Raw genomic sequence first — 19,114 nt, forward strand, 5'->3', positions numbered from 1 at the left:
TAGGCCGGGCACGACCCGCGCCGGAACCTGAGGAGTAAGCAGCAGTCATGAGTACGGTACGTCTGGAGGCGGTGAAGCGCGACAAGGCCCTCGAGATCCCGATGCAGCCGGCATCGATGGACATCTGGGACAAGAAGTACCGCCTCAAGACCAAGCAGGGCGAACCGGTCGACGCCGACATCGACGGCACCTACCAGCGCGTCGCCCACGCCCTGGCCGACGCCGAGCCCAACGCCGAGAAGCGCCAGTACTGGTACGAGCGCTTCCTGTGGGCGCTGCGCCGCGGGGCCATTCCCGCCGGCCGCATCACCTCCAATGCCGGCGCGCTCGAGCACAAGCCGGCCACCAGCACCATCAACTGCACCGTCTCCGGCACCATCGGCGACTCGATGGACGGCATCCTCGAGAAGGTGCACGAGGCTGGGCTGACGCTGAAAGCTGGTTCTGGCATCGGGTATGAATTCAGCACCTTGCGACCCAGAGGCGCGTTCGTTGCCGGCGCCGGCGCCTACACCTCCGGGCCGATGTCCTTCATGGATATCTACGACAAGATGTGCTTCACCGTGTCCTCGGCCGGCGGCCGCCGCGGCGCGCAGATGGGCACCTTCGACATCAGCCACCCCGACGCCAAGGACTTCATCCGCGCCAAGCGCGAGGACGGCCGCCTGCGCCAATTCAATTTGTCGCTGCTGATCACTGACGGCTTCATGGAGGCTGTGGAGAACGACGCCGACTGGCCGCTGGTGTTTCCGATCAACGAGAAGGAAGCCGGCGACATCGACCTGGCCGACCCCGAGCAGGTGATCTGGAAGGAGTGGCCAATTCACCAAGGCTACATCGTCCGCGACGACGGCCTGGTCGCCTGCCGCGTCTACGGCAAGATCCGCGCCCACCACCTGTGGGACATGATCATGGTCTCGACGTACGACTACGCCGAGCCCGGCTTCATCCTGATCGACCGCGTCAACGAGATGAACAACAACTGGTGGTGCGAGAACATCCGCGCGACCAACCCGTGCGTCACGGCGGACACCCGGCTGGCCACCCAGCACGGCATGGTGCCGATCGGCGAGTTGTACGCCAGCGGCGACGCCATCGAGGCGACGGTCGACACGCGCACGCTGCCGGGCGGAAGCCGGGGCGTCACGTCCCGTCCCGCCAAGCCGGCCTTCATGACCGCTCCGCGTGCCCCGGTCTACCGGGTGCGCACGGAGGACGGCTATGAAATCAAGGCGACCGAGTGGCACGACTTCTATACCGAGCGCGGCAAGCTGAAGCTGCGCGAACTGCAGCTCGGAGACAGGCTGCTGGTGCAGTCCGGGAAAGGCCAGTTCGGGACTGAAGGCAGCGAGGACCTGGGCCTGTTGCTGGGGCTGCTGACCGGTGACGGCCACTTCACCAACCGCGGCAAGGGACAGGAAGCCGCGATCGTCACGCTGTGGGGCGAAGACCGTGCACTGGCCGACCGCGTGGCGACTTACGTCAATACGCTGATTGCAGGCGCCTCCCTGCACGCGTCGCGCGACTACACGGTCTCGCCCGTCGCCGTGCCGGAACGCAACCAGGTCTTCATCCGCTCGGTGATGCTGGCCCGGCTGCTGGAGCATTACGGTTTTACCCGCAACACCAAGCTCAAGGTGCCCGAGGTCGTCTGGCGCGGCAGCGAGGATTGCGTGCGCGCCTATCTGCGTGCGCTGTTCCAGACCGATGGCACGGTGAACGTGTCCTCGAACAGCCAGAGCTGTTCGGTTCGGCTGGCTTCGAGCCAGGAAAGCCTGCTGAAGGACGTGCAGATGCTGCTGGCCAACTTCGGCGTGTTCTGCCGGGTGCGCAAGCGTCGCGAAGCGCAGTACGAGCTCATCGTCGATGGCGAGTCGCGCGAGCATTTCATGCGCGAGATCGGATTCCTGCTGCCGGCCAAGAACGCCAAGTACGCGGACTGGGTGCAGGGCAAGGCGCTGCGCAAGAGCCAGCGCTTCGCTTCCCGGATCGCAAGCATCGAATACGTGGGCGAGCACGCCGTGTTCGATACCACGCAACCGGACCAAAACTCCGTTGTTTTCAATGGCCTGGTGACAGGGCAGTGCGGCGAACAGCCGCTTCCGCCCTACGGCGCCTGCCTGCTCGGCTCGGTCAACCTCACCAAGTTCGTGCGCGACCCCTTCACCGACCAGGCCGCCTTCGACTGGGAGGAATACAAAGAAGTCGTGCGCGTGTTCACCCGCATGCTCGACAACGTGGTGGAGATCAACGGCCTGCCGCTGCAGCAGCAGCGCGACGAGATCATGCGCAAGCGCCGCCACGGCATGGGCTTCCTGGGGCTGGGCAGCACCGCCACCATGCTCAGGATGAAGTACGGCTCGAAGGAGAGCTGCGAGTTCACCGAGCGCGTGGCCCGCGAGATGGCCGTGGCCGGCTGGGAGATGGGCCTGTCGCTGGCGCAGGAGAAGGGCCCGGCGCCGATCATGGAGGAGCGCTTCACCGTCACCGCCGAGATGCTGCGCAAGCGCCCGGAGATGGCCGCCGACGGCTGGAAGGTCGGCCAGGAGATCCCCGGCAAGGTGCTGCACGCCAAGTACTCGCGCTACATGCAGCAGGTGGCCACCGTGGCCCCCGAGCTGGTGGACGCCCTGGCCGACACCGGCGCCCGCTTCACCCACCACAGCTCCATCGCCCCCACCGGCACCATCAGCCTGTCGCTGGCCAACAACGCCAGCAACGGCATCGAGCCCTCGTTCGCCCACCACTACAGCCGCAACGTGATCCGCGAGGGCAAGAAGTCCAAGGAGAAGGTGGACGTGTTCTCCTTCGAGCTGCTGGCCTACCGCCACCTGGTCAACGCCAAGGCCATGCCGTTCTCCGACGCCCCCGAGGCGCAGCTGCCCGACTACTTCGTCTCCGCCGACGACATCAGCCCCAAGGAGCACGTGGACGTGCAGGCCGCCGCGCAGAAATGGGTGGACAGCTCCATCTCCAAGACCGCCAACGTGCCCACGGACTACCCGTACGAGGACTTCAAGAGCATCTACACCTACGCCTACCACCAGGGCCTGAAGGGCTGCACCACCTTCCGCTTCAACCCGGCCGCCTTCCAGGGCGTGCTGGTCAAGGAGAAGGACCTGGAGAACACCACCTACCGCTTCGAGCTCGAGGACGGCGAGGTGGTGGAGGTGAAGGGCAACGAGCAGATCGAATACGACGGCGAGGTGCACACCGCCGCCAACCTGTTCGACGCCCTCAAGGAAGGCTACTACGGCAAGTTCTAGCTGCTCGTAGCCCCTCTCCCGCCTGCGGGAGAGGGGTCGGGGTGAGGGCAACCCGCACCGCCCGACGACCCACGCCGCCCGCTTGCATACACCGCCCGGACTTCGCGCTACATTCCGCCCCACGGGCAAAGGTGCCCGGACCATGACGAGGAAACACCGATGAGCAACGGGAATGGAGTGGCGGCGACGATCGCCGGTGCGGCCGAGGCCGTCGCCGACAAGGCGCAGGCGGTCGGCAACAACGTCGCCCAGCGCGCCCGCAAGGCGATGGCCGAGGCAAAGAAGACCGCCACCAAGGCGCGCAAGACGGTGAGCAAGCGCGCCGACGAGGCCGGCAAGGCCGTCGGCAAGCGCGTTAGCAAGGCGAAGAAGTCGCTCGCCGCCGCCAGGGCCAGCGCCGCGGCCGAAGTGGCCGCGCTGAAGAAGAAGGGCGCCGGCAAGGCCACCGCCAAGCCGGCCAAGAAGAGCACCAGCAAGCAGGTCGCCGCCAAGAAGGCCCCGGCGAAGAAGGCGCCCGCGAAGAAGGCAACCGCCAGGCCCGCCGCCAGCAAGTCCGCCAAGCCGGCCGCCCGCAAGGCCCCGGCCGCCAAGACCGCCGGCAAGAAGGCCGCCAAGAAGACCACCGCGCCACGCAAGACCGCAAAGAAGGCCGCCCCGCGCAAGGCAGCAAAACCCGCCGCCCCGCGTAAGGCCGCCACCAAGACCACCCGCAAGCCGGCATCCAACCGGTAGCGCCGCCATAAGCCCCTCTCCCGTTCACGGGAGAGGGGTTGGGGTGAGGGCAACCCGCACCGCCCCAACCGCCACACCCATCCACCGCATCACCGCAACACAAGAGATCAGCAATGGCCGTCAGGATCGAAAAGAAAATCAAGGGCTACGCCGTCGTCACCCCCGAGGACAAGACCCGCGAGGTGCCCGCCGCCGCCGTCGAGCGCCAGACCGCCGAGGCCGAACTGCCCAGGGCCGACGTCATCCAGATGCACGAGCGCATCGAGCGCCCGGAAGTGCTGATCGGCAGCACCTACAAGATCAAGTCGCCGCTGGTGGAGCACGCCATGTACGTGACCATCAACGACATCGTGCTCAACGCCGGCACCGAGCACGAGCAGCGCCGTCCCTTCGAGATCTTCATCAACTCCAAGTCGATGGAGCACTTCCAGTGGATCGTCGCGCTCACCCGCATCCTCTCGGCGGTGTTCCGCAAGGGCGGCGACGTCACCTTCATCGTCGACGAGATGAAGGCCGTGTTCGACCCCAAGGGCGGCTACTTCAAGGCCGGCGGCGTGTACATGCCCTCGCTGGTCGCCGAGCTCGGCAACATCGTCGAGGACCACCTCAAGTCCATCGGCATGATGCACGACCCCGAGATGAGCGACACTACCCGCGCCCTCATCGCCGAGAAGCGCCGCGCGTTCGAGGAACGCTCAAAAAAAAACTCTGACGTAGGCGGCGCTCCCCCTTCCCCCGCCCCTGCGGGGGAAGGTGCCCGAAGGGCGGATGGGGGCGCTCTTCGCGACGAACCCCCACCGTCCGAAGACCACCACCCCGAAGACATAGCCATCACCGGCGAGGGCGCCTCGTTCCCGCCGTCCGCCACCATGTGCCACAAGTGCAGCACCAAGGCCGTGGTGCTGATGGATGGGTGTGCGACTTGTTTGAATTGTGGGTATAGCAAGTGCGGGTAGGGATATCGGAACAAGGTTGATCGACGCCACCGAAGGAAGACGAAATGACAGCTAGCCAACTGACTTTAGGTCAAGCGATAGATCAGGTGCTCGGAGCCCTTACGCCGCTCGACGATGCGGCTCGTCGGACGGCCCTAGCTGCTGTTTGTATGCAACTCGATATACCTCTTTCCGATTCACCCCCAAAGAGTGGTGGTGCCGCACCCTCGAGCACGAGCGCCGCCCAACATGCCGAGAAGAAGCTGGCCGGCTCGCTGCAAGCCGCGAACCCCAGTTCATCAAGCGAATCGATTGAGAAGCAAATTGACATTCGCACCTTCAAGGAACAAAAGAAGCCATCTAGTGCACGTCAGATGGCGTGTCTCGTTGGATTCTACCTGCAGGAATTGGCTCCTACTGATGAGCGGAAGGAGACCTTCAACGCCCACGATCTCGAAAAATACTTTAAACAAGCCAAGTTCAAGCTGCCAGGAAGAATCAATCAAATTCTTGCTGATGCAAAATCAGCTGGCTATTTTGATTCACCCTCGCGCGGCGAATATAAACTAAATGCGGTTGGGTACAACCTAGTGGCGCACAATTTGCCTAGTGACACTGAGTAGCAATGTCTGGACACGTCACCAGCTTCATTGCTGAGATTGAGAAACAACGAAAGGCTCTCCGCGCCTACAGCGGCAAGCAAATACATTCTTCAGTCGTACGGAACAACTTGCGAGGGTTGGCAGAGAGCTATTTCAGGGAAGTTCGTCCCAATTTAATTAACCCCACAGACGACGAGACCCATATCACCGCAGTCGATTCCACAATGCAGCAATTGGTGCAAGCCTGCCACAGGCGAGCTCGAGCAAGCATTTATGGCGACCTGCTCCGCAAAGCAAAGGCACATCTAGTACAACTAGATAGCAGCTCGCTTTCGACCGACCGCCAGCCTGCTCAACCAGAGAAAACAGGCGCTGACGCCCGAATAATCACAACGCTTAGAGCCTTGCTGCCAAGCGCCGCGCTCTCTTATGAGCAGGCATTGCTTGACTTGTCGCAACCAGAAAGACTGTCATGGCGCGGGCCAGCGACAGATCTTCGTGAAGCTCTTCGTGAAACTCTAGACCGTCTCGCTCCGGATGAAGAGGTGCGGGGCATGCCTGGCTATAAAGACGAGCCGGACACCAGAGGTCCGACTATGAAGCAGAAAGTTAGATTCATACTGCGCAGTCGTCAGACCGCAAAAGCACTGGCTGCAACTACAGAGGATGCTACAAAATCTGTTGATGAATCAATAGGGGCGTTCGTTAGATCGGTATATACTCGCTCTTCTATCTCCACCCATACCCCTACTGAGAAGAATGAAGTGCTGAGAATCCTCGATTTGGTGCGCGTTGTTTTGTCCGAGCTCTTGGAAGTTAGGTAGGCGGAGGGCGGAGCCAGGTTAGTTTTTACCGAAATCGCGCTGTTGTGCATTTATCTCATTGAGGATTCTGCTGCCTTCAGCATGCACGACTTCGAGATGTCCAAGTATTATCTGGATGCATGGTGCTATGTCGACAATTCCTTTTTCAATCTCAGCGTGGGTCGCTGTTGCTCTCGAACGCTCCATTTCGCGTAGGCGGCGGAGACTGCTGCGCTGCCGAGCAGGTCTACTAGAAGCGGCAGATGAAGAGCAGGGGCTCAGCCGTGCGGATGGGATAGGTGCCTTGGAGGCTCCGCGCGGACTCCTGTGTCGCCGGGCTCTTCCCAGCGAGGTGTCTGCAGGAACGGGGTCAGGTTGACCCCATCCTTCCTCCCATGGTGCCGGCGGCACTCGGGAAGCTAACCTGATTCGCTTCGTGCAGATTGAGGCGGAGTACGTGGTGAGTAATGTGGCGTAGTAGAGGAGGAAACTCGTACTCAGTCGAATAACGCGAACACTTGCTGTAGCATCGCATCCGCACGATACATCGAGAGAGAAATATGGCTACTCGTGACAGTGATGTGCGAGCCGCTTTGATGAAGAACGTTATCAGCGACCATGTTGCCAATCCGGATACGTTGGTCGTCGAAGAGCTCGGCCTGAATCGTGGTAGCTGCCGAGTTGACGTCGCGGTCGTAAATGGTTTGCTGCATGGCTACGAAATTAAGAGCGATGCTGACAGGTTGACTCGTTTGCCGTCTCAGGTTGAGAGCTATAGCGCGGTTCTCGACAAAGCGACGCTTGTCGTGAGCGCTTCCCATGCAACGCGTGCTCTGCCTCTAATTCCTGAATGGTGGGGGGTTCGTATCGTGACGACTGGAGCCCGTGGAGCAGTGCTGATCGAACCGTTGCGGCCTGCTCGTATGAATAATGGGATTGAAGGTGCGGCTTTGGCGCTTCTGCTGTGGCGAGATGAATTGGTAGCGGCGCTAACATCGCTACAAATCGAGAAGAACAAGCTGCGCGCCCCTCGCGCGCAGCTTGCTCAGATCCTGGCGGATGTGCTGCCGCTCAAGCAGCTCCGGCCGTTGGTTAGGGAACAGGTGAAGCGCCGAACAGGATGGCGATGCCGCGAACTGCGGCAGCAGCGTGATGAGAAGTCGTCACCGTCGGCCAGGTAGACGAGCCGCCGTTTCCCTTTCCCGCTGCACAGTCATCGATGAACTCGTCGCCGTGGCTATAGGTTCTTCCGGGCCAATTGCTGCCTAGCGAACCGATGAGAGTCTTGCACAGCGTTTGGTATTGCGAACGACCGTTTTTCTTCACTTGATTGCCCATGACGATGCGCCACTCATCGTCGAGGGTATATTTCACTTTCGCGTTCGGATCCATCAACCGGGGATCCATCTCGAATGTTTTCGGCGAAGCTGCACTGTAATCCCCAAACGTAGGAACCCGATCGAGCTTCCCTCTCACTAAGGATTTGTATGCGAGCCACTCGTATCTTTTCACATCTTTGTGCGGCCGGTATATTGATGCTGGAGACAGCGATGCTGGAAAGCTACCCCCTGCTACCGTCAGTGATCGCCATTGTGCTAGTTGAGGGAGAGAAGCAATTAGAGATTTCCACACGATGGCCTGGGAGCTTGGCGAGCTCGATATATCATCGTTGGCGTCGATGATCAGGTCGCAATCTGATGCCTGGAGACCGATTACAGCTAGTAGAGAGGCGATCTTTCCTGAAATATTGGAGGCAAAGTCATCAGGAGATACGCGGATACAAGCACCTCGTTGGTCGGCCGCAACGATCGCGGCCACGGCCTTCTTGTAGGCGGTATCACGTTCGATTCCCACGACCGGAACTGCCAAGCATGCTTCTGCTCTAGCGAGCGAGAAAGCATGTTCCAAGTGATGTACACCGCTGGCTACGGATGCTGAACCGCCAATGTAGGGCGAGTCGACAAAGCACCGTGCCTTCCAATTTCGAGCCAATCGCTTGCCGAACTGAGCGAGATGCTCGTCCATCGACTTGGACGGTATCTTCTCTTCGAAGTCCCAGGGTTCAGTTGGCAGTTCAAAAAAAGGTGTCATCCACTTCTTGATTGCAGCCGATGACCTCCCGATAGCCAAGTATTCTCCCTGGCGAAACTTCAGTATCGGTATGTAGTGAGCGTGGCTGAACATTAGATCCTCCCCCTTCCGCTGATGGAGTGCCTATTAAATCGCTAGTGGTTGCTTTGGGTTGTCAGGAAATTCCCATATGGCTTGTAGGAATTTTCCTAATGAAATCGAACCTGTGGCGCCTGCCGGAAACCTGCTGCAAGCTTTGAAGAGGAGCGAGAAGATGCCGTTGTGCAGTTCTCCGCTTGGGTTCGGAAAGTGCATCTGCCCCGTTGCCCGCCGTTCCGCCATGTTCACGGCGACCCCTGAAGACCGATGCCAGGTTAACGCGTTGCAACTTCCCCGAAACTATCGCTTGGCGGGTTCGGACCTGCCTTGACGAGTTCCCCCGTCGCTTGAGGTCGCTTTGCGCGGCCGATGGGGAGGCGCGTCAGAGGCATTCGGCGTCAGGGCAGGTCCTTGACACCCCTGTATTCCAGTAGCAGACTCGATTCCAAGGAGCGTAGAAACTCCTCACACAGCGGTGCCCACCTCCGTCAAACCGGTGGGTTTTTTGTGCCCGTGTGCTGCGGGCACGACCGACGCGATGCCTGCGTCGGGAGGGCGGCTAATACAACACCCTTCGGGGAAATACGCCCGCCGGCTGTGTGCGGTTTCTAACCTCCCGACTTCCCGTCCGCTGTCCCGGTGGGCGGTCACTTCATGGAATGAGGAGGCAACGATGTCGAAGTTCGATTCGGATGATCAGGACATGCCCGGCTACTTCCTGCCGGAGGACAGTCAGTTCCGACTGAAGAAGCTGCACGAGCACATGGTGTTCCTGTCGCACCTGGCGCAGCCGCGTACGCACGACGAGGAACAGGAGTGGGTGCCCGAGATCCGCGTGGGCGAACTGGCGGTCTGCCTGGAGTTGTTGGCGGAACAGGCGGGGTTGGTGCTGAAAGAAGTGTCATGGCCGGCGGAACGGGAGGCCGAGCGCGAGCCTGCGAGTGCAACCCCTGAAGCCGAGGCGGTGGAGGACGAGGCACCGGAGGCCGAGGCGCTTGAGGCGGACGCAGTGGAGGCCGAGGCGCCGGACGACGAGGCGGTGGAGGCAGAAGCGGTGGAAGCAGAAGCGATGGAAGGCGAGGCAGGCACGGAAGAGCGCCTCGTCTTCGGCGTCACTCTGGACCAGATGGACGAACTCGACCGTCGGCTCGACATGATCACGGCGCACGGCGACGTGGTGTTCAGTGTCGAAGACGCTGACCTGGCCATCGGCACGTTGGCGATGGTGGGGCATGCGGTCTTCGACGACGCCAGGGCCGCGAAGGACATCATCGGTCAGATCACGTCGCAGCGGCTCGATGGGTCGCGCAGGCGAAGCGGTGTACGCGAGCCGCGGGCCGTGTATGGCGCAGGCGCTGCATCACCGGTGGCGGACTGGGCGCAACACTCCGCATTGCCGCCGGCCGCCCATGCGCAGGGTGGGTGCATCCCCCAAGCGCCCGCACAGCGCCTGCACTGATCCGGCGACGGGGATCCGGTGCCGGGGGCGGCCTGCCGCCCCCGGCTGATTGTCGCCGCGAGCTCATGCATAGCGCGCCGCCGCCATGCAGATCACGGTGATCGCCAACAGGCCGGCGGCCAAGCGGGTGACCAGGGCCATGCGCGCCTGCGCGGCTGCTTCCGGCAATGTTCCCCGCGTGAGCTGCCAATGGGTCCGTGCGCCGGCGCCGGCCTGCACCATGAAGGCAAGCAGCGCGCAGGCGATGCCGACGGCGAGGACCTTTTCCGGCGTGCCGGGGGCCCCGCCGTGCACGGCCTGCCAGAGATAGCCGCCGGTGAGCATGGTCACGATCGCCGCCCCCAGCATCGGCGCGCGCAAGCGCGGGCCGCCGGCACCGCCGAGGCGCGCGAGCGCGAAGGTGCCGCCGGCCCAGACGACCCCGGCCAGGACGTGCAAGGACAAGGCGATGATCAAGACGGTCTGCATGGACTGCTCCTGGCTGCGAAACTGGGGAGGGATGCCGCGGCGACGCGCGGCCGCGCTAGCCGTCGAGGACGGTCAGGTCGAGTTTTTCGAGCCGTTCGGGGTCGCGCACGATGTCGATCTCGGTGATCTTGCCGCCGCTGACGGTGAAGGCCATGACCGCGAACGGCTTGCCTTCGAGCATGCCGAGCAGCCCCGCGGCGCCATTGACGAGCACCGGGCGCCTGAGCAGGCCGAGGCGCGAGAAGCTCTGCGCCCGGCGCGCCACCTGTTCCGCGCCGCGGACCTGGGTGGATGCGACGTCGGCCCGAAGGAGAACCTGCGGGTCGAGGATGGCGACAAGCCTGCGGAAGTCGCCGTCTTGCGCAGCCGCGGCAAAGGCGTCGACAAGGCTCCGCTGAACCTGCACGTCGGCGTCGGGAGGCGCGTTGCGCGCCTGCAGGCGGCGGCGTGCACGGCTGGCGAGTTGGCGGGCCGCGGCGGGGGTGCGCTCGACGATGGGCGCGATCTGCTCGAAGGGCATGCCGAAGACGTCGTGCAGCACGAACGCGACGCGTTCGGCCGGTGCGAGGGTCTCGAGCACCACCAGCAGCGCAAGGCCGATCCCGTCCGCCAGCAGTACCCCGTGCTCCGGGGTCGTTCCATCGGCGCGGTCGATGATCGGCTCGGGCATGTGGGCCTCGCCCCGCACCTTGCGCGAGCGGAGCATGTTCAGCGAGATGCGCGCGACGACGGTCGTCAGCCACGCGCCAAGGTCGTCGATCTCGTTGTCGGCCGTTCCGCTGAGCCGGAGCCAGGCTTCCTGGACGGCATCATCAGCCTCGCTCAGCGAGCCCAGCATGCGGTACGCGGCGGCTCGCAGGCGCGGCCGCTGCTCCTCGAACCGTTCCCCCAGCCATGCGCGCTCGTCCATCGGTCACGTTCCTCCGCCGTGCTGTGTCATGCAGGTAAGACCCGCGACGCACGGCCGATGTGACGGGCAGCCGGCGGCTGCCGGTCGTGTCGTCGCCGGAGGCGGGTCAGCGCGGCGGCTGGATGGCTGGCGCGTGCTGCGCCATCAGTTCGACGATCCAGTCGATGAACACCCGCAGCTTGCGGCTGACGTGCCGGCTGGGCGGGAAGGCCACGGACAGCGGCATCGGATCGAGTTGCCAGTCCTCGAACAGCGGCACCAGCTCGCCGCGCGCAGCGGTGCGCGCGCCATGTACCGCGGCAGCCACAGCACGCCCAGGCCCGCCACGCCGGCGGCCAGGTAGGCATTGCCGTCGTCCACCGACAGCACGTGGCGCCCGTGCATGCGCAGCTGTTCGTCGCCGCGGCGCATCACGTGGGCCAGCGGGGCGCCGGTGCGCGAGCTGCGATAGCCGATGGTGCGGTGGTGGCCGTCTTCCAGCGCCTGCGGATGGGCCGGCGTGCCCGCACGGGCCAGGTAGTCCGGTGCGGCGTACACGCCCAGCGGCAGGTCCGCGACATGGCGGGCGCGCAGCGAAGGCTCGGTGAGTTCGCCGCCGCGCACCACGCAGTCCACGTTCTCGTCGATGAGGTCCACCTTGCGGTCGCTGACGCCCAGGTCGAGCTGGATGTCGGGATAGCGCGCGTGGAAGGCGGGCAGGGCGGGCACCAGCACCAGGCTGGCCAGCGGTGCGGGCGCATCCACGCGCAATCGCCCGCGCGGGGCGTCGGAGGCGGCCGAGAGGCTGGTCTCGGCATCGTCCAGGTCGGCCAGCAGGCGCACGACGCGCTCGTAGTAGGCGGCGCCGTCGGCGGTGACGCTGACCTTGCGCGTGGTGCGATGGAGCAGCTTCACCCGCAGGTGCGTTTCCAGCTGCTGCACCAGTTGCGTCACGCGCGTCTTGCTCGATTGCAGCGTTGTGGCGGCCTTGGTGAAGCTGCCGGTTTCCGCCACGCGGACGAAGGCCTGCATTGCGTCGATACGGTCCACGTGGGTTCCAACGGGGCGGGCGGGATTGTTTGGATTCTACAAACAGTGATCGCGGGATCGGCGTGTTTATTCCGCCGGGGCGGCTGCCTAGAGTGATCGCCACGCACCGGGCCGCCGGCCCCGCCAGGAGATTCCCCCATGACTACACGTGACGCCGTTTTCCCCGCCGGTCGGCATGACCTCTACGCATCGCACGCCTATTCCGCGGCGATCCGATCAGGCGACCTCCTGTTCGTGTCCGGCCAGGTCGGCAGCCGAAGCGATGGCTCGCCCGAGCCGGACTTCGAGGCGCAGGTCCGGCTGGCATTCGCCAATCTCGAGGCGACCTTGCGGGCAGGTGGATGCGGGCTTGACGATATCGTCGACGTGACGACCTTCCATACCGATCCCGAGAACCAGTTCGGCACGGTCATGGCCGTCAAAGGCGAAGTCTTCGCGGAGGCGCCTTATCCGAACTGGACGGCGGTCGGCGTCAACTGGCTTGCGGGGTTCGACTTCGAAATCAAGGTCATCGCCCGCATTCCCCGCTGAAGATCGCCATGCAAGGCATTGGCCGGGCGGCCCGGGTGCTCGGCGGGACGGTCGATGGGGCAGGACCGGTTCGTCGTTCGGCGCTTTCCCGGGCCGGGGACGGGATCAGGTTCCTGCAACCAATTCAATGGCTTGGCTGCTTCCCCCCTTTGAAAAAGGGGGGTTGGGGGGATTTGCTCGGTGTCCGACCAAGCAACAGCAACAGCAAATCCCCCTCAGTCCCCCTTTTTCAAAGGGGGAGGATGGGCTGTGAAAAATGTGGGGAAACCTCAGCATCTGACCTCGTTACTCAGGCCCTGTTACTCAGGCCTCGTTACTCAGACCTCGTTACTCAGCGCGCCCGCCGGTTCATGAAGTCCTTCGCCTGCGGGGCGTGTCCGGTTCTTCTCCAGTCAGGTGAAGCTGTGCTCGACGGTCCACCGTTTGAGCATGAGCTCACCGCTACAACACCCACAAGCTGGTCATCGGGGACGCGGTAGTAGAGATCTGCGCGTCGGCGGCGTCTTCCACGCCATCCCGCTGGAGGCGTTCGCGAGTCTTGTCCGGCGGGGGCTTCCCGGTACAGGTAGGGGCCAGAGGGCCGCATCGTGCTCGCGGCGCGGAAGTGGGTTACCGGAAACGGTGCGTTCGTTCGACGTTGCAGTAAGCGGGCCATGCTGGGGCTGCGCAGGCCGGCCTCGATGATCGGAGCCGGCGATATCGCTATGGCGACTGAAGAGGGGGGTAAATGCGCTTCGATTGCGTGATCAGGACGGAGGGGAATCGCGGCCATCGATCGCTTCGGTCGCTCGCGCTGCGTGGCGCGGCATCGGCGTGCTTCGCGGTGGCGTGTGCGTGGCCGCTGCAGGCGGCGCCGGCCATTCCTTCGGCCGCGGAGATCGTCGACCTGAAGGAAGTCGGCGATCCGCAGATCAGCCGCGACGGCGGCGTGATCGCCTATGCCGTGGAGACGCCGCAGCCAGGCGGCGCGCCGAACCGCCGGCGCATCTGGCGCGTCGCCAGCGACGGCGGCAGCGCACCGGAGGAACTCCCCGCGCCGGAAGCGGCCGCCGACACGATGCCGCGCTGGTCTCCCGACGGCACGCAGCTGACCTTCCTCTCCACGCGCGCGCTGTCGGGCCAGGAAGATGCCAAGCCGGCGTCGCTGGCGCGCACCCAGGTCTGGAAAACGACGCGCGATGGCAGCACGCGGCAGCCGCTGACGGCGTCGGCCGGTGAGGTCACGTCCTTCGCCTGGTCGGCCGATGGCACGCGCCTGGCCTATCTCGCCATCGATCCGCAGTCGCCCGAGCGGAAGGCGCGGATCGAGCGCAAGGACGATGCCATCGAGGTCGGCCGCGATGCGCAGTTCACGCGGCTGTGGGTGGTGGATGCGGCAGGCGGGAACGCGCGCGTGCTGACCCCGCCAGGCCTGCAGGTGCAGGATCTCGCATGGGCGCCCGATGGCCGTTCCTTCGCCCTGCGCGTGTCCGACGAGGTCGGCCTCGGGCATATGTGGTATCGCTCTCGCGTCGTGCTGGTCTCCGCCGACGACGGAAGCCTGCTGCGCACGGTCACCGAACGCGCATCCGCCGCGTCGCTGCAGTGGTCGCCCGATGGCGCCCGGCTGCTGTACGGCCAGCTCGGCCCGTACGGGCACACGGGAACGCGCATGGTCTACACCTTGGCCGACGATTCCCGCGTGGTGCTGGGGTCGCAATGGCCCGGCACGATGCGCACGTTCCAGTGGCGGGACGACACGACGCTGGTGGGGATTGGCCTGCTCGGCGTACGGCCGCGCCTGCTCGAGGTCGATGCCGCGGATGGGGAAGCCCGCGAGCTGGCCGAACTGCAGGGGCCCTTCCGGGGATTCAGCCTTGCGCAGGACGGGCGAATCGCCTTGGTCCACGGCCGCGCGGACACGCCGCCCGAGGTCGGTGTCTTCTCCGGGGGCAGCGTACGCTGGCTGACCGATACGAATCCGCAGGTGCGCGACTGGACGCTGGGGCAGGTGCGCGATCTCACCTGGCGGAGTTCGCTGGACGGGCGGGAGATTCATGGCGTGCTGGTGCTGCCGCCGCGGTGGCGGCCGGGCACGCGCCTGCCGACGCTGGTGCAGGTGCATGGCGGCCCCGCCGATGCCTGGTCGTCCGGCTGGCTGGGTTCCTGGCACGACTGGGCGCAGTCGCTGGCGATGCGCGGCTACGCCGTGTTGCTTCCCAACCCGCGTGGCTCCTACGGACAAGGCAACGCCTTCACCGAGCTGGCGCGCGACGACTGGGGCAACGGCCCGTTCCAGGACGTGCTCGACGGGCTGGACTCGATCGAAGCCGAAGGCATCGCCGATCCCGCGCGGGTCGCCATCGGAGGCTGGAGCTACGGCGGCTACCTGTCGGCCTGGGCGGTGGGCCACAGCGATCGCTTCCGCACGGCGATCGTCGGTGCGGCCGTGATCGACGTGGGCGTGATGGCGCTGACCACGGACATTCCCTACGAATACCTGCCGGGCTACTTCGGCAGCGTGCTCGAACGCCGCGACGCCTACGACCGCAACTCGCCGATCCGCTACGCGCACGACGTCGAGGTGCCGGTGCTGGTGCTGCACGGCGAGGACGACAAGCGCGTGCCCATCTCGCAGGGCGAGCAGTTCTACCGGGCGCTGAAGTTCAACGAAACCCCCGTCGAAATGGTCCGGTATCCGCGCGGGCCGCACTGGTTCGGGGCGCGGGAGCAGGAACGGGACGTGCTCGAGCGCGTGCTGGGCTGGCTCGACACCCATCTCTGAGCCGCCGGCACGGCCGCCCCATTCAACAACAAGTCGATCAAGTGCGGCCGTTCCTCCAATCGATTTTCCCCAAACCATGGAGTAGCGTGAATGAACCGCGCGGAGGGGCGCGACACGGCAGCTTGATGGACAGTGCACTCGAGAACTGGTTCCAGCGCGAGATACTTCCCCATGAGACTGCGCTGGTACGCTTCCTGGCGCGCAAGTGGGTGCACCCGAACGAAGTGCAGGACATCCGGCACGACATCTACATCCGGGTGCTCGAGGCCGCCGAACGCAAGCTCCCGGATTCGCCGAGGGCGTTCCTGTTCAGCGTGGCGCACAAGCTGCTGGTGGACCGCGTGCGCCGCGAGCGCGTGGTGGCCTTCGACCTGCTGGCCGACGTGGACAGCCTGAACGTCCTCATCGACGAACTGTCGCCGGAACGGCAGGCGACGGGCCGGGAGCAGATGCACCGGTTGTCGACGCTGTTCCGGCGCCTGCCGTTGCGGTGCCGCCAGGTGGTGTGGATGCGGCGGATCGATGACCTTCCGCAGAAGGAGATCGCCCGCCGCCTGGGCATCGCCGAGGCGACGGTGGAGAAGCATCTCATGCGCGGCATCGGCCTGCTGGCCGATGCGCTGTACGGTGGCGCGGATGGCAGGCACGCCCCCGAGGACACGTTGAAAAGGATTGGATTCGGCCGTGGAAAGTAGGGAACGACACGAGCAGGCGGCCGCGGCCTGGCTGCTCCGACAGGATGCCGGCCCCTGGACCGAGCAGGATGCGGCCGCGTTCGAGGCGTGGCTGGCGCAGTCGGCAGGCCACCGGGCGGCCTATTACCGCTTCAAGGGCGCCTGGCAGGAAGCGGGAAGGCTGAGGGCGCTGCTGGGGCGCGGCACTGCGCAGCCGGCCGCCGCGGCGCGCAGACGCCCGTGGCGGCGCCTGCCCGGCCTGGCGATCGCCGCTAGCGTGGCTTGCGCCGTGGGCCTTGCCGCGCTGGCGTACCTCCTGGTGCTGTCGCCGTCCAATGTCTACGCGACGCGCGTCGGTGCGCTGGAGACGGTGTCGCTGCCGGACGGTTCCCGCCTGACGCTGAACACCGACAGCCGGCTGCACGTCGACATGGATGCGAACGACCGGCGCGTGCGATTGCGGCAGGGCGAGGCCTTCTTCGAGGTGGCGAAGGACCCGCTCAGGCCTTTCGTGGTGGAGGCGGGCGACAAGCGGATCATCGCAGTGGGCACGGCGTTCTCCGTTCGTCGCAGCGGTTCCGACGTACGGGTGGTGGTCTCGGAAGGCCGTGTCCGTGTCGAGACCGCCGGCCGCCCGGCCGAGGTGTTGCAGGCGCCGTTGCTGGATGCCGGCATGGTCGCGAGCACGCGGGGCGATGCGGTGCTGGTGCAGACCCGGTCTCCGGTGGAGATCGCGCAAAGCCTGAGCTGGCGCACGGGCCAGCTGGTGTTCCGCGATACCCCCATGGCCGAAGTGGTCGCCGAGTTCAATCGCTACAACACCCGCAAGCTGGTCGTCGAGGACGCGGCAGTCGACGAATTGCGCGTCGGCGGCATCTTTCACGCCACCCAGCTGGATGCGTTCGTCAGCCTTGTCCAGCGGGGCTTCCCGGTGCAGGCGCGGGCCGAGGAGGACCGCATCGTGCTCACGGCGCGGAAGTGAGTTGCCGGAAACGGTGCGTTCGTTCGACTTTCCAGCAAACGGCTTCATGTTTGGGCCGATCACGGGAAGGGCATGGACGGGGCGTGGCGAGCATGCGAGTGACACGACGAACGATATTGAAGGCAGGCTCCGCTGCCATCGTGGCGTACGCCGCAGGCGGCGCGACCGCCGCGTTTTCGCGGTCGAACGGCGTGCTGGACATGTCCGCCGTCGACCTCGCCGCCGCGATCCGCAAGCGCCAGGTGTCCGCGCGAGAAGTCATGACGGCCTATCTGGCGCGGCTCGCGTCGCTCAATCCGCGGTTCAACGCCATCGTCTCGCCGGTCGAGCCCGAACTGCTGCTGCGGCGCGCCGCGGCGCAGGACGACGACGCGGCGAAGGGGCGCTTCCACGGTGCGCTTCATGGGTTTCCTCATGCCGTGAAGGACACGGCGCCCGTGCGCGGTATCCGCAGCACGCAAGGATCGCCGCTGCTGCGCGACAATGTCCCCGCGGCCGATTCGCTGGTGGTCGCGCGGATGCGCGGTGCGGGCGCGATCTTCACGGGCAAGACGAACGTGCCCGAGTTCGCGCTCGGTTCGCATAGCTTCAATCCGCTCTTCGGCGTCACGCGCAACGCCTACGACCCGGGCAAGTCGGCTGGCGGAAGCTCGGGCGGCAGCGCGGTGGCGCTGGCGCTGCGGATGACGCCGCTGGGCGATGGCAGCGACTTTGGCGGGTCGCTGCGGAACCCGGCCGGCTGGAACAACGTGTTCGGCTTCCGCCCCTCGTTCGGGCGCGTGCCATCGGCGCCGTCCACCGATGTCTTCAGCCAGACGTTCGCCACCTCCGGGCCGATGGCGCGGACGGTGGAGGACCTGGCATTGCTGCTTTCGGTGCAGGCCGGCCAGGACCCGCGCGTGCCCTTTTCGCTCGAGGACGATCCCGCGATCTTCGCGCGGCCGCTGGCGCGCGAGTGGAAGGGCCGGCGGATCGGCTGGTTGGGGGATCTGGGCGGCGCGCTGCCGATGGAAGACGGCATGCTGGATGGCTGCGAGCGGGCGCTGTCCGCCTTCCGGGCGATCGGCATGGCCGTGGACGCGGCGAAGCTGGACGAGCCGGCGGAGGCGATGTGGCGAACCGCGGTCACGTTGCGCCACCTGTCGGTGGGCGCCGACCTGCGGTCGTTCGCCGCCGATCCGGTGCAGCGGGCGCAGATGAAGCCGGAGGCGCTGTGGGAAGTCGACGGGTTCCACGAGTTGACGGCCGCGCAGATCGCGGACGCGCAGGCAGGGCGCACGCGCATCTTCGAGGCGTTTCGCAGGGCGTTCGAGCAGTTCGATTTCCTGCTGCTCCCGACGGCGCAGGTCTTTCCGTTCGATGTGGGTTTGCGCTGGCCGGACGAGATCGCCGGACGAAGGATGGACAGCTATCACCGCTGGATGGAGGTGACGCTGCCCGCGACGATGGCGGGATTGCCCGTCCTGGCCGTGCCCGCCGGCTTCGGCGGGCCGAACCGCCTGCCGCTGGGTCTGCAGATCATTGGCCCGGCGCATGCCGATCTGGCCGTGCTGCAGGTGGGGCATGCCTATGAGAGGGCATCGCCATGGATCGGCGGGACGTTGCCGGATGCGCTGGCCGCGTCGGGCGCCTGAGGGAGATTGCCGCTTCGCCCTTGCCTGGCGCGAATCCTTGCGGCCATGCGCCCAGCAGGGTCCGGGACAGGCCCGAGCCGAAAAGGCCCGCATTATGTTCGCGGCGATGAAGTGAGTTACCGGAAGCAGTGCGTTCGTTCGACCTTGCAGTAAGCG

General features: G+C 65.3%; 15 protein-coding genes and 1 pseudogene. 12 read left to right on the forward strand and 4 right to left on the reverse strand.

What is annotated here, in order from left to right; translation table 11 throughout:
* Positions 1-47 precede the first annotated feature (47 nt).
* The 6 genes from U3649_RS06105 (at position 48) to U3649_RS06130 (ending at position 7,519) form a co-directional block, all read left to right on the forward strand.
* Positions 48-3,266 (forward strand): LAGLIDADG family homing endonuclease, encoded by a 3,219-nt coding sequence (locus U3649_RS06105; protein ID WP_407353985.1) that lies wholly within the window; start codon positions 48-50, stop codon positions 3,264-3,266.
* 159 nt (positions 3,267-3,425) lie between these two features.
* Complete coding sequence (locus U3649_RS06110; protein WP_407353986.1) at positions 3,426-3,998, forward strand: hypothetical protein; 573 nt, start codon at positions 3,426-3,428, stop codon at positions 3,996-3,998.
* A 113-nt stretch (positions 3,999-4,111) separates the two neighbouring features.
* On the forward strand, positions 4,112-4,954 hold the full coding sequence (locus U3649_RS06115) for an NrdJb (RefSeq protein ID WP_407353987.1): 843 nt from the start codon (positions 4,112-4,114) through the stop codon (positions 4,952-4,954).
* Positions 4,955-4,998: 44 nt separating this feature from the next.
* Entirely contained in the window at positions 4,999-5,556 is a 558-nt protein-coding gene (locus tag U3649_RS06120) for a hypothetical protein (protein ID WP_407353988.1), read from the forward strand.
* Between the two features lie 2 nt (positions 5,557-5,558).
* The gene (locus U3649_RS06125) at positions 5,559-6,359 is read left to right on the forward strand and encodes a hypothetical protein (RefSeq protein ID WP_407353989.1); all 801 of its coding nucleotides are present in this window, start codon (positions 5,559-5,561) and stop codon (positions 6,357-6,359) included.
* A gap of 575 nt (positions 6,360-6,934) precedes the next feature.
* On the forward strand, positions 6,935-7,519 hold the full coding sequence (locus tag U3649_RS06130; RefSeq protein ID WP_407353990.1) for a sce7726 family protein: 585 nt from the start codon (positions 6,935-6,937) through the stop codon (positions 7,517-7,519).
* Here the strand turns inward: U3649_RS06130 and U3649_RS06135 are convergent.
* The gene (locus U3649_RS06135; RefSeq protein WP_407353991.1) at positions 7,431-8,522 is read right to left on the reverse strand and encodes a beta family protein; all 1,092 of its coding nucleotides are present in this window, start codon (positions 8,520-8,522) and stop codon (positions 7,431-7,433) included. The genes U3649_RS06130 and U3649_RS06135 overlap by 89 nt on opposite strands.
* Before the next feature lie 658 nt (positions 8,523-9,180).
* On the opposite strand from U3649_RS06135, the gene U3649_RS06140 reads away from it, so the two are divergent.
* Positions 9,181-9,966: an XAC0095 family protein gene (locus tag U3649_RS06140; RefSeq protein WP_407353992.1), complete on the forward strand. Its 786-nt coding sequence runs from the start codon at positions 9,181-9,183 to the stop codon at positions 9,964-9,966.
* Between the two features lie 63 nt (positions 9,967-10,029).
* On the opposite strand, the gene U3649_RS06145 is transcribed toward U3649_RS06140, so the two are convergent.
* From U3649_RS06145 to U3649_RS06155, 3 genes and pseudogenes are all read right to left on the reverse strand, one after another.
* Complete coding sequence (locus tag U3649_RS06145) at positions 10,030-10,434, reverse strand: hypothetical protein (RefSeq protein WP_407353993.1); 405 nt, start codon at positions 10,432-10,434, stop codon at positions 10,030-10,032.
* A 55-nt stretch (positions 10,435-10,489) separates the two neighbouring features.
* Complete coding sequence (locus U3649_RS06150) at positions 10,490-11,344, reverse strand: sigma-70 family RNA polymerase sigma factor (RefSeq protein ID WP_407353994.1); 855 nt, start codon at positions 11,342-11,344, stop codon at positions 10,490-10,492.
* 106 nt (positions 11,345-11,450) lie between these two features.
* Positions 11,451-12,355 (reverse strand): annotated as a pseudogene (locus U3649_RS06155) (LysR substrate-binding domain-containing protein).
* A 156-nt stretch (positions 12,356-12,511) separates the two neighbouring features.
* Between U3649_RS06155 and U3649_RS06160 the strand changes: the two are divergent.
* The 5 genes from U3649_RS06160 to U3649_RS06180 all read left to right on the forward strand — a co-directional run bounded on the left by U3649_RS06160 (position 12,512) and on the right by U3649_RS06180 (position 18,958).
* The gene (locus tag U3649_RS06160) at positions 12,512-12,904 is read left to right on the forward strand and encodes a RidA family protein (protein ID WP_407353995.1); all 393 of its coding nucleotides are present in this window, start codon (positions 12,512-12,514) and stop codon (positions 12,902-12,904) included.
* A gap of 823 nt (positions 12,905-13,727) precedes the next feature.
* On the forward strand, positions 13,728-15,668 hold the full coding sequence (locus U3649_RS06165; RefSeq protein ID WP_407353996.1) for a S9 family peptidase: 1,941 nt from the start codon (positions 13,728-13,730) through the stop codon (positions 15,666-15,668).
* Positions 15,669-15,793: 125 nt separating this feature from the next.
* Positions 15,794-16,363 (forward strand): RNA polymerase sigma factor, encoded by a 570-nt coding sequence (locus U3649_RS06170; RefSeq protein WP_407353997.1) that lies wholly within the window; start codon positions 15,794-15,796, stop codon positions 16,361-16,363.
* The gene (locus tag U3649_RS06175) at positions 16,341-17,324 is read left to right on the forward strand and encodes a FecR family protein (protein WP_407353998.1); all 984 of its coding nucleotides are present in this window, start codon (positions 16,341-16,343) and stop codon (positions 17,322-17,324) included. The genes U3649_RS06170 and U3649_RS06175 overlap by 23 nt, the downstream gene beginning before the upstream one ends.
* A gap of 140 nt (positions 17,325-17,464) precedes the next feature.
* Positions 17,465-18,958 (forward strand): amidase, encoded by a 1,494-nt coding sequence (locus tag U3649_RS06180; protein ID WP_407353999.1) that lies wholly within the window; start codon positions 17,465-17,467, stop codon positions 18,956-18,958.
* Positions 18,959-19,114 lie beyond the last annotated feature (156 nt).

Source organism: Luteimonas sp. R10, from assembly GCF_045689605.1.
Lineage (GTDB): Bacteria > Pseudomonadota > Gammaproteobacteria > Xanthomonadales > Xanthomonadaceae > Luteimonas.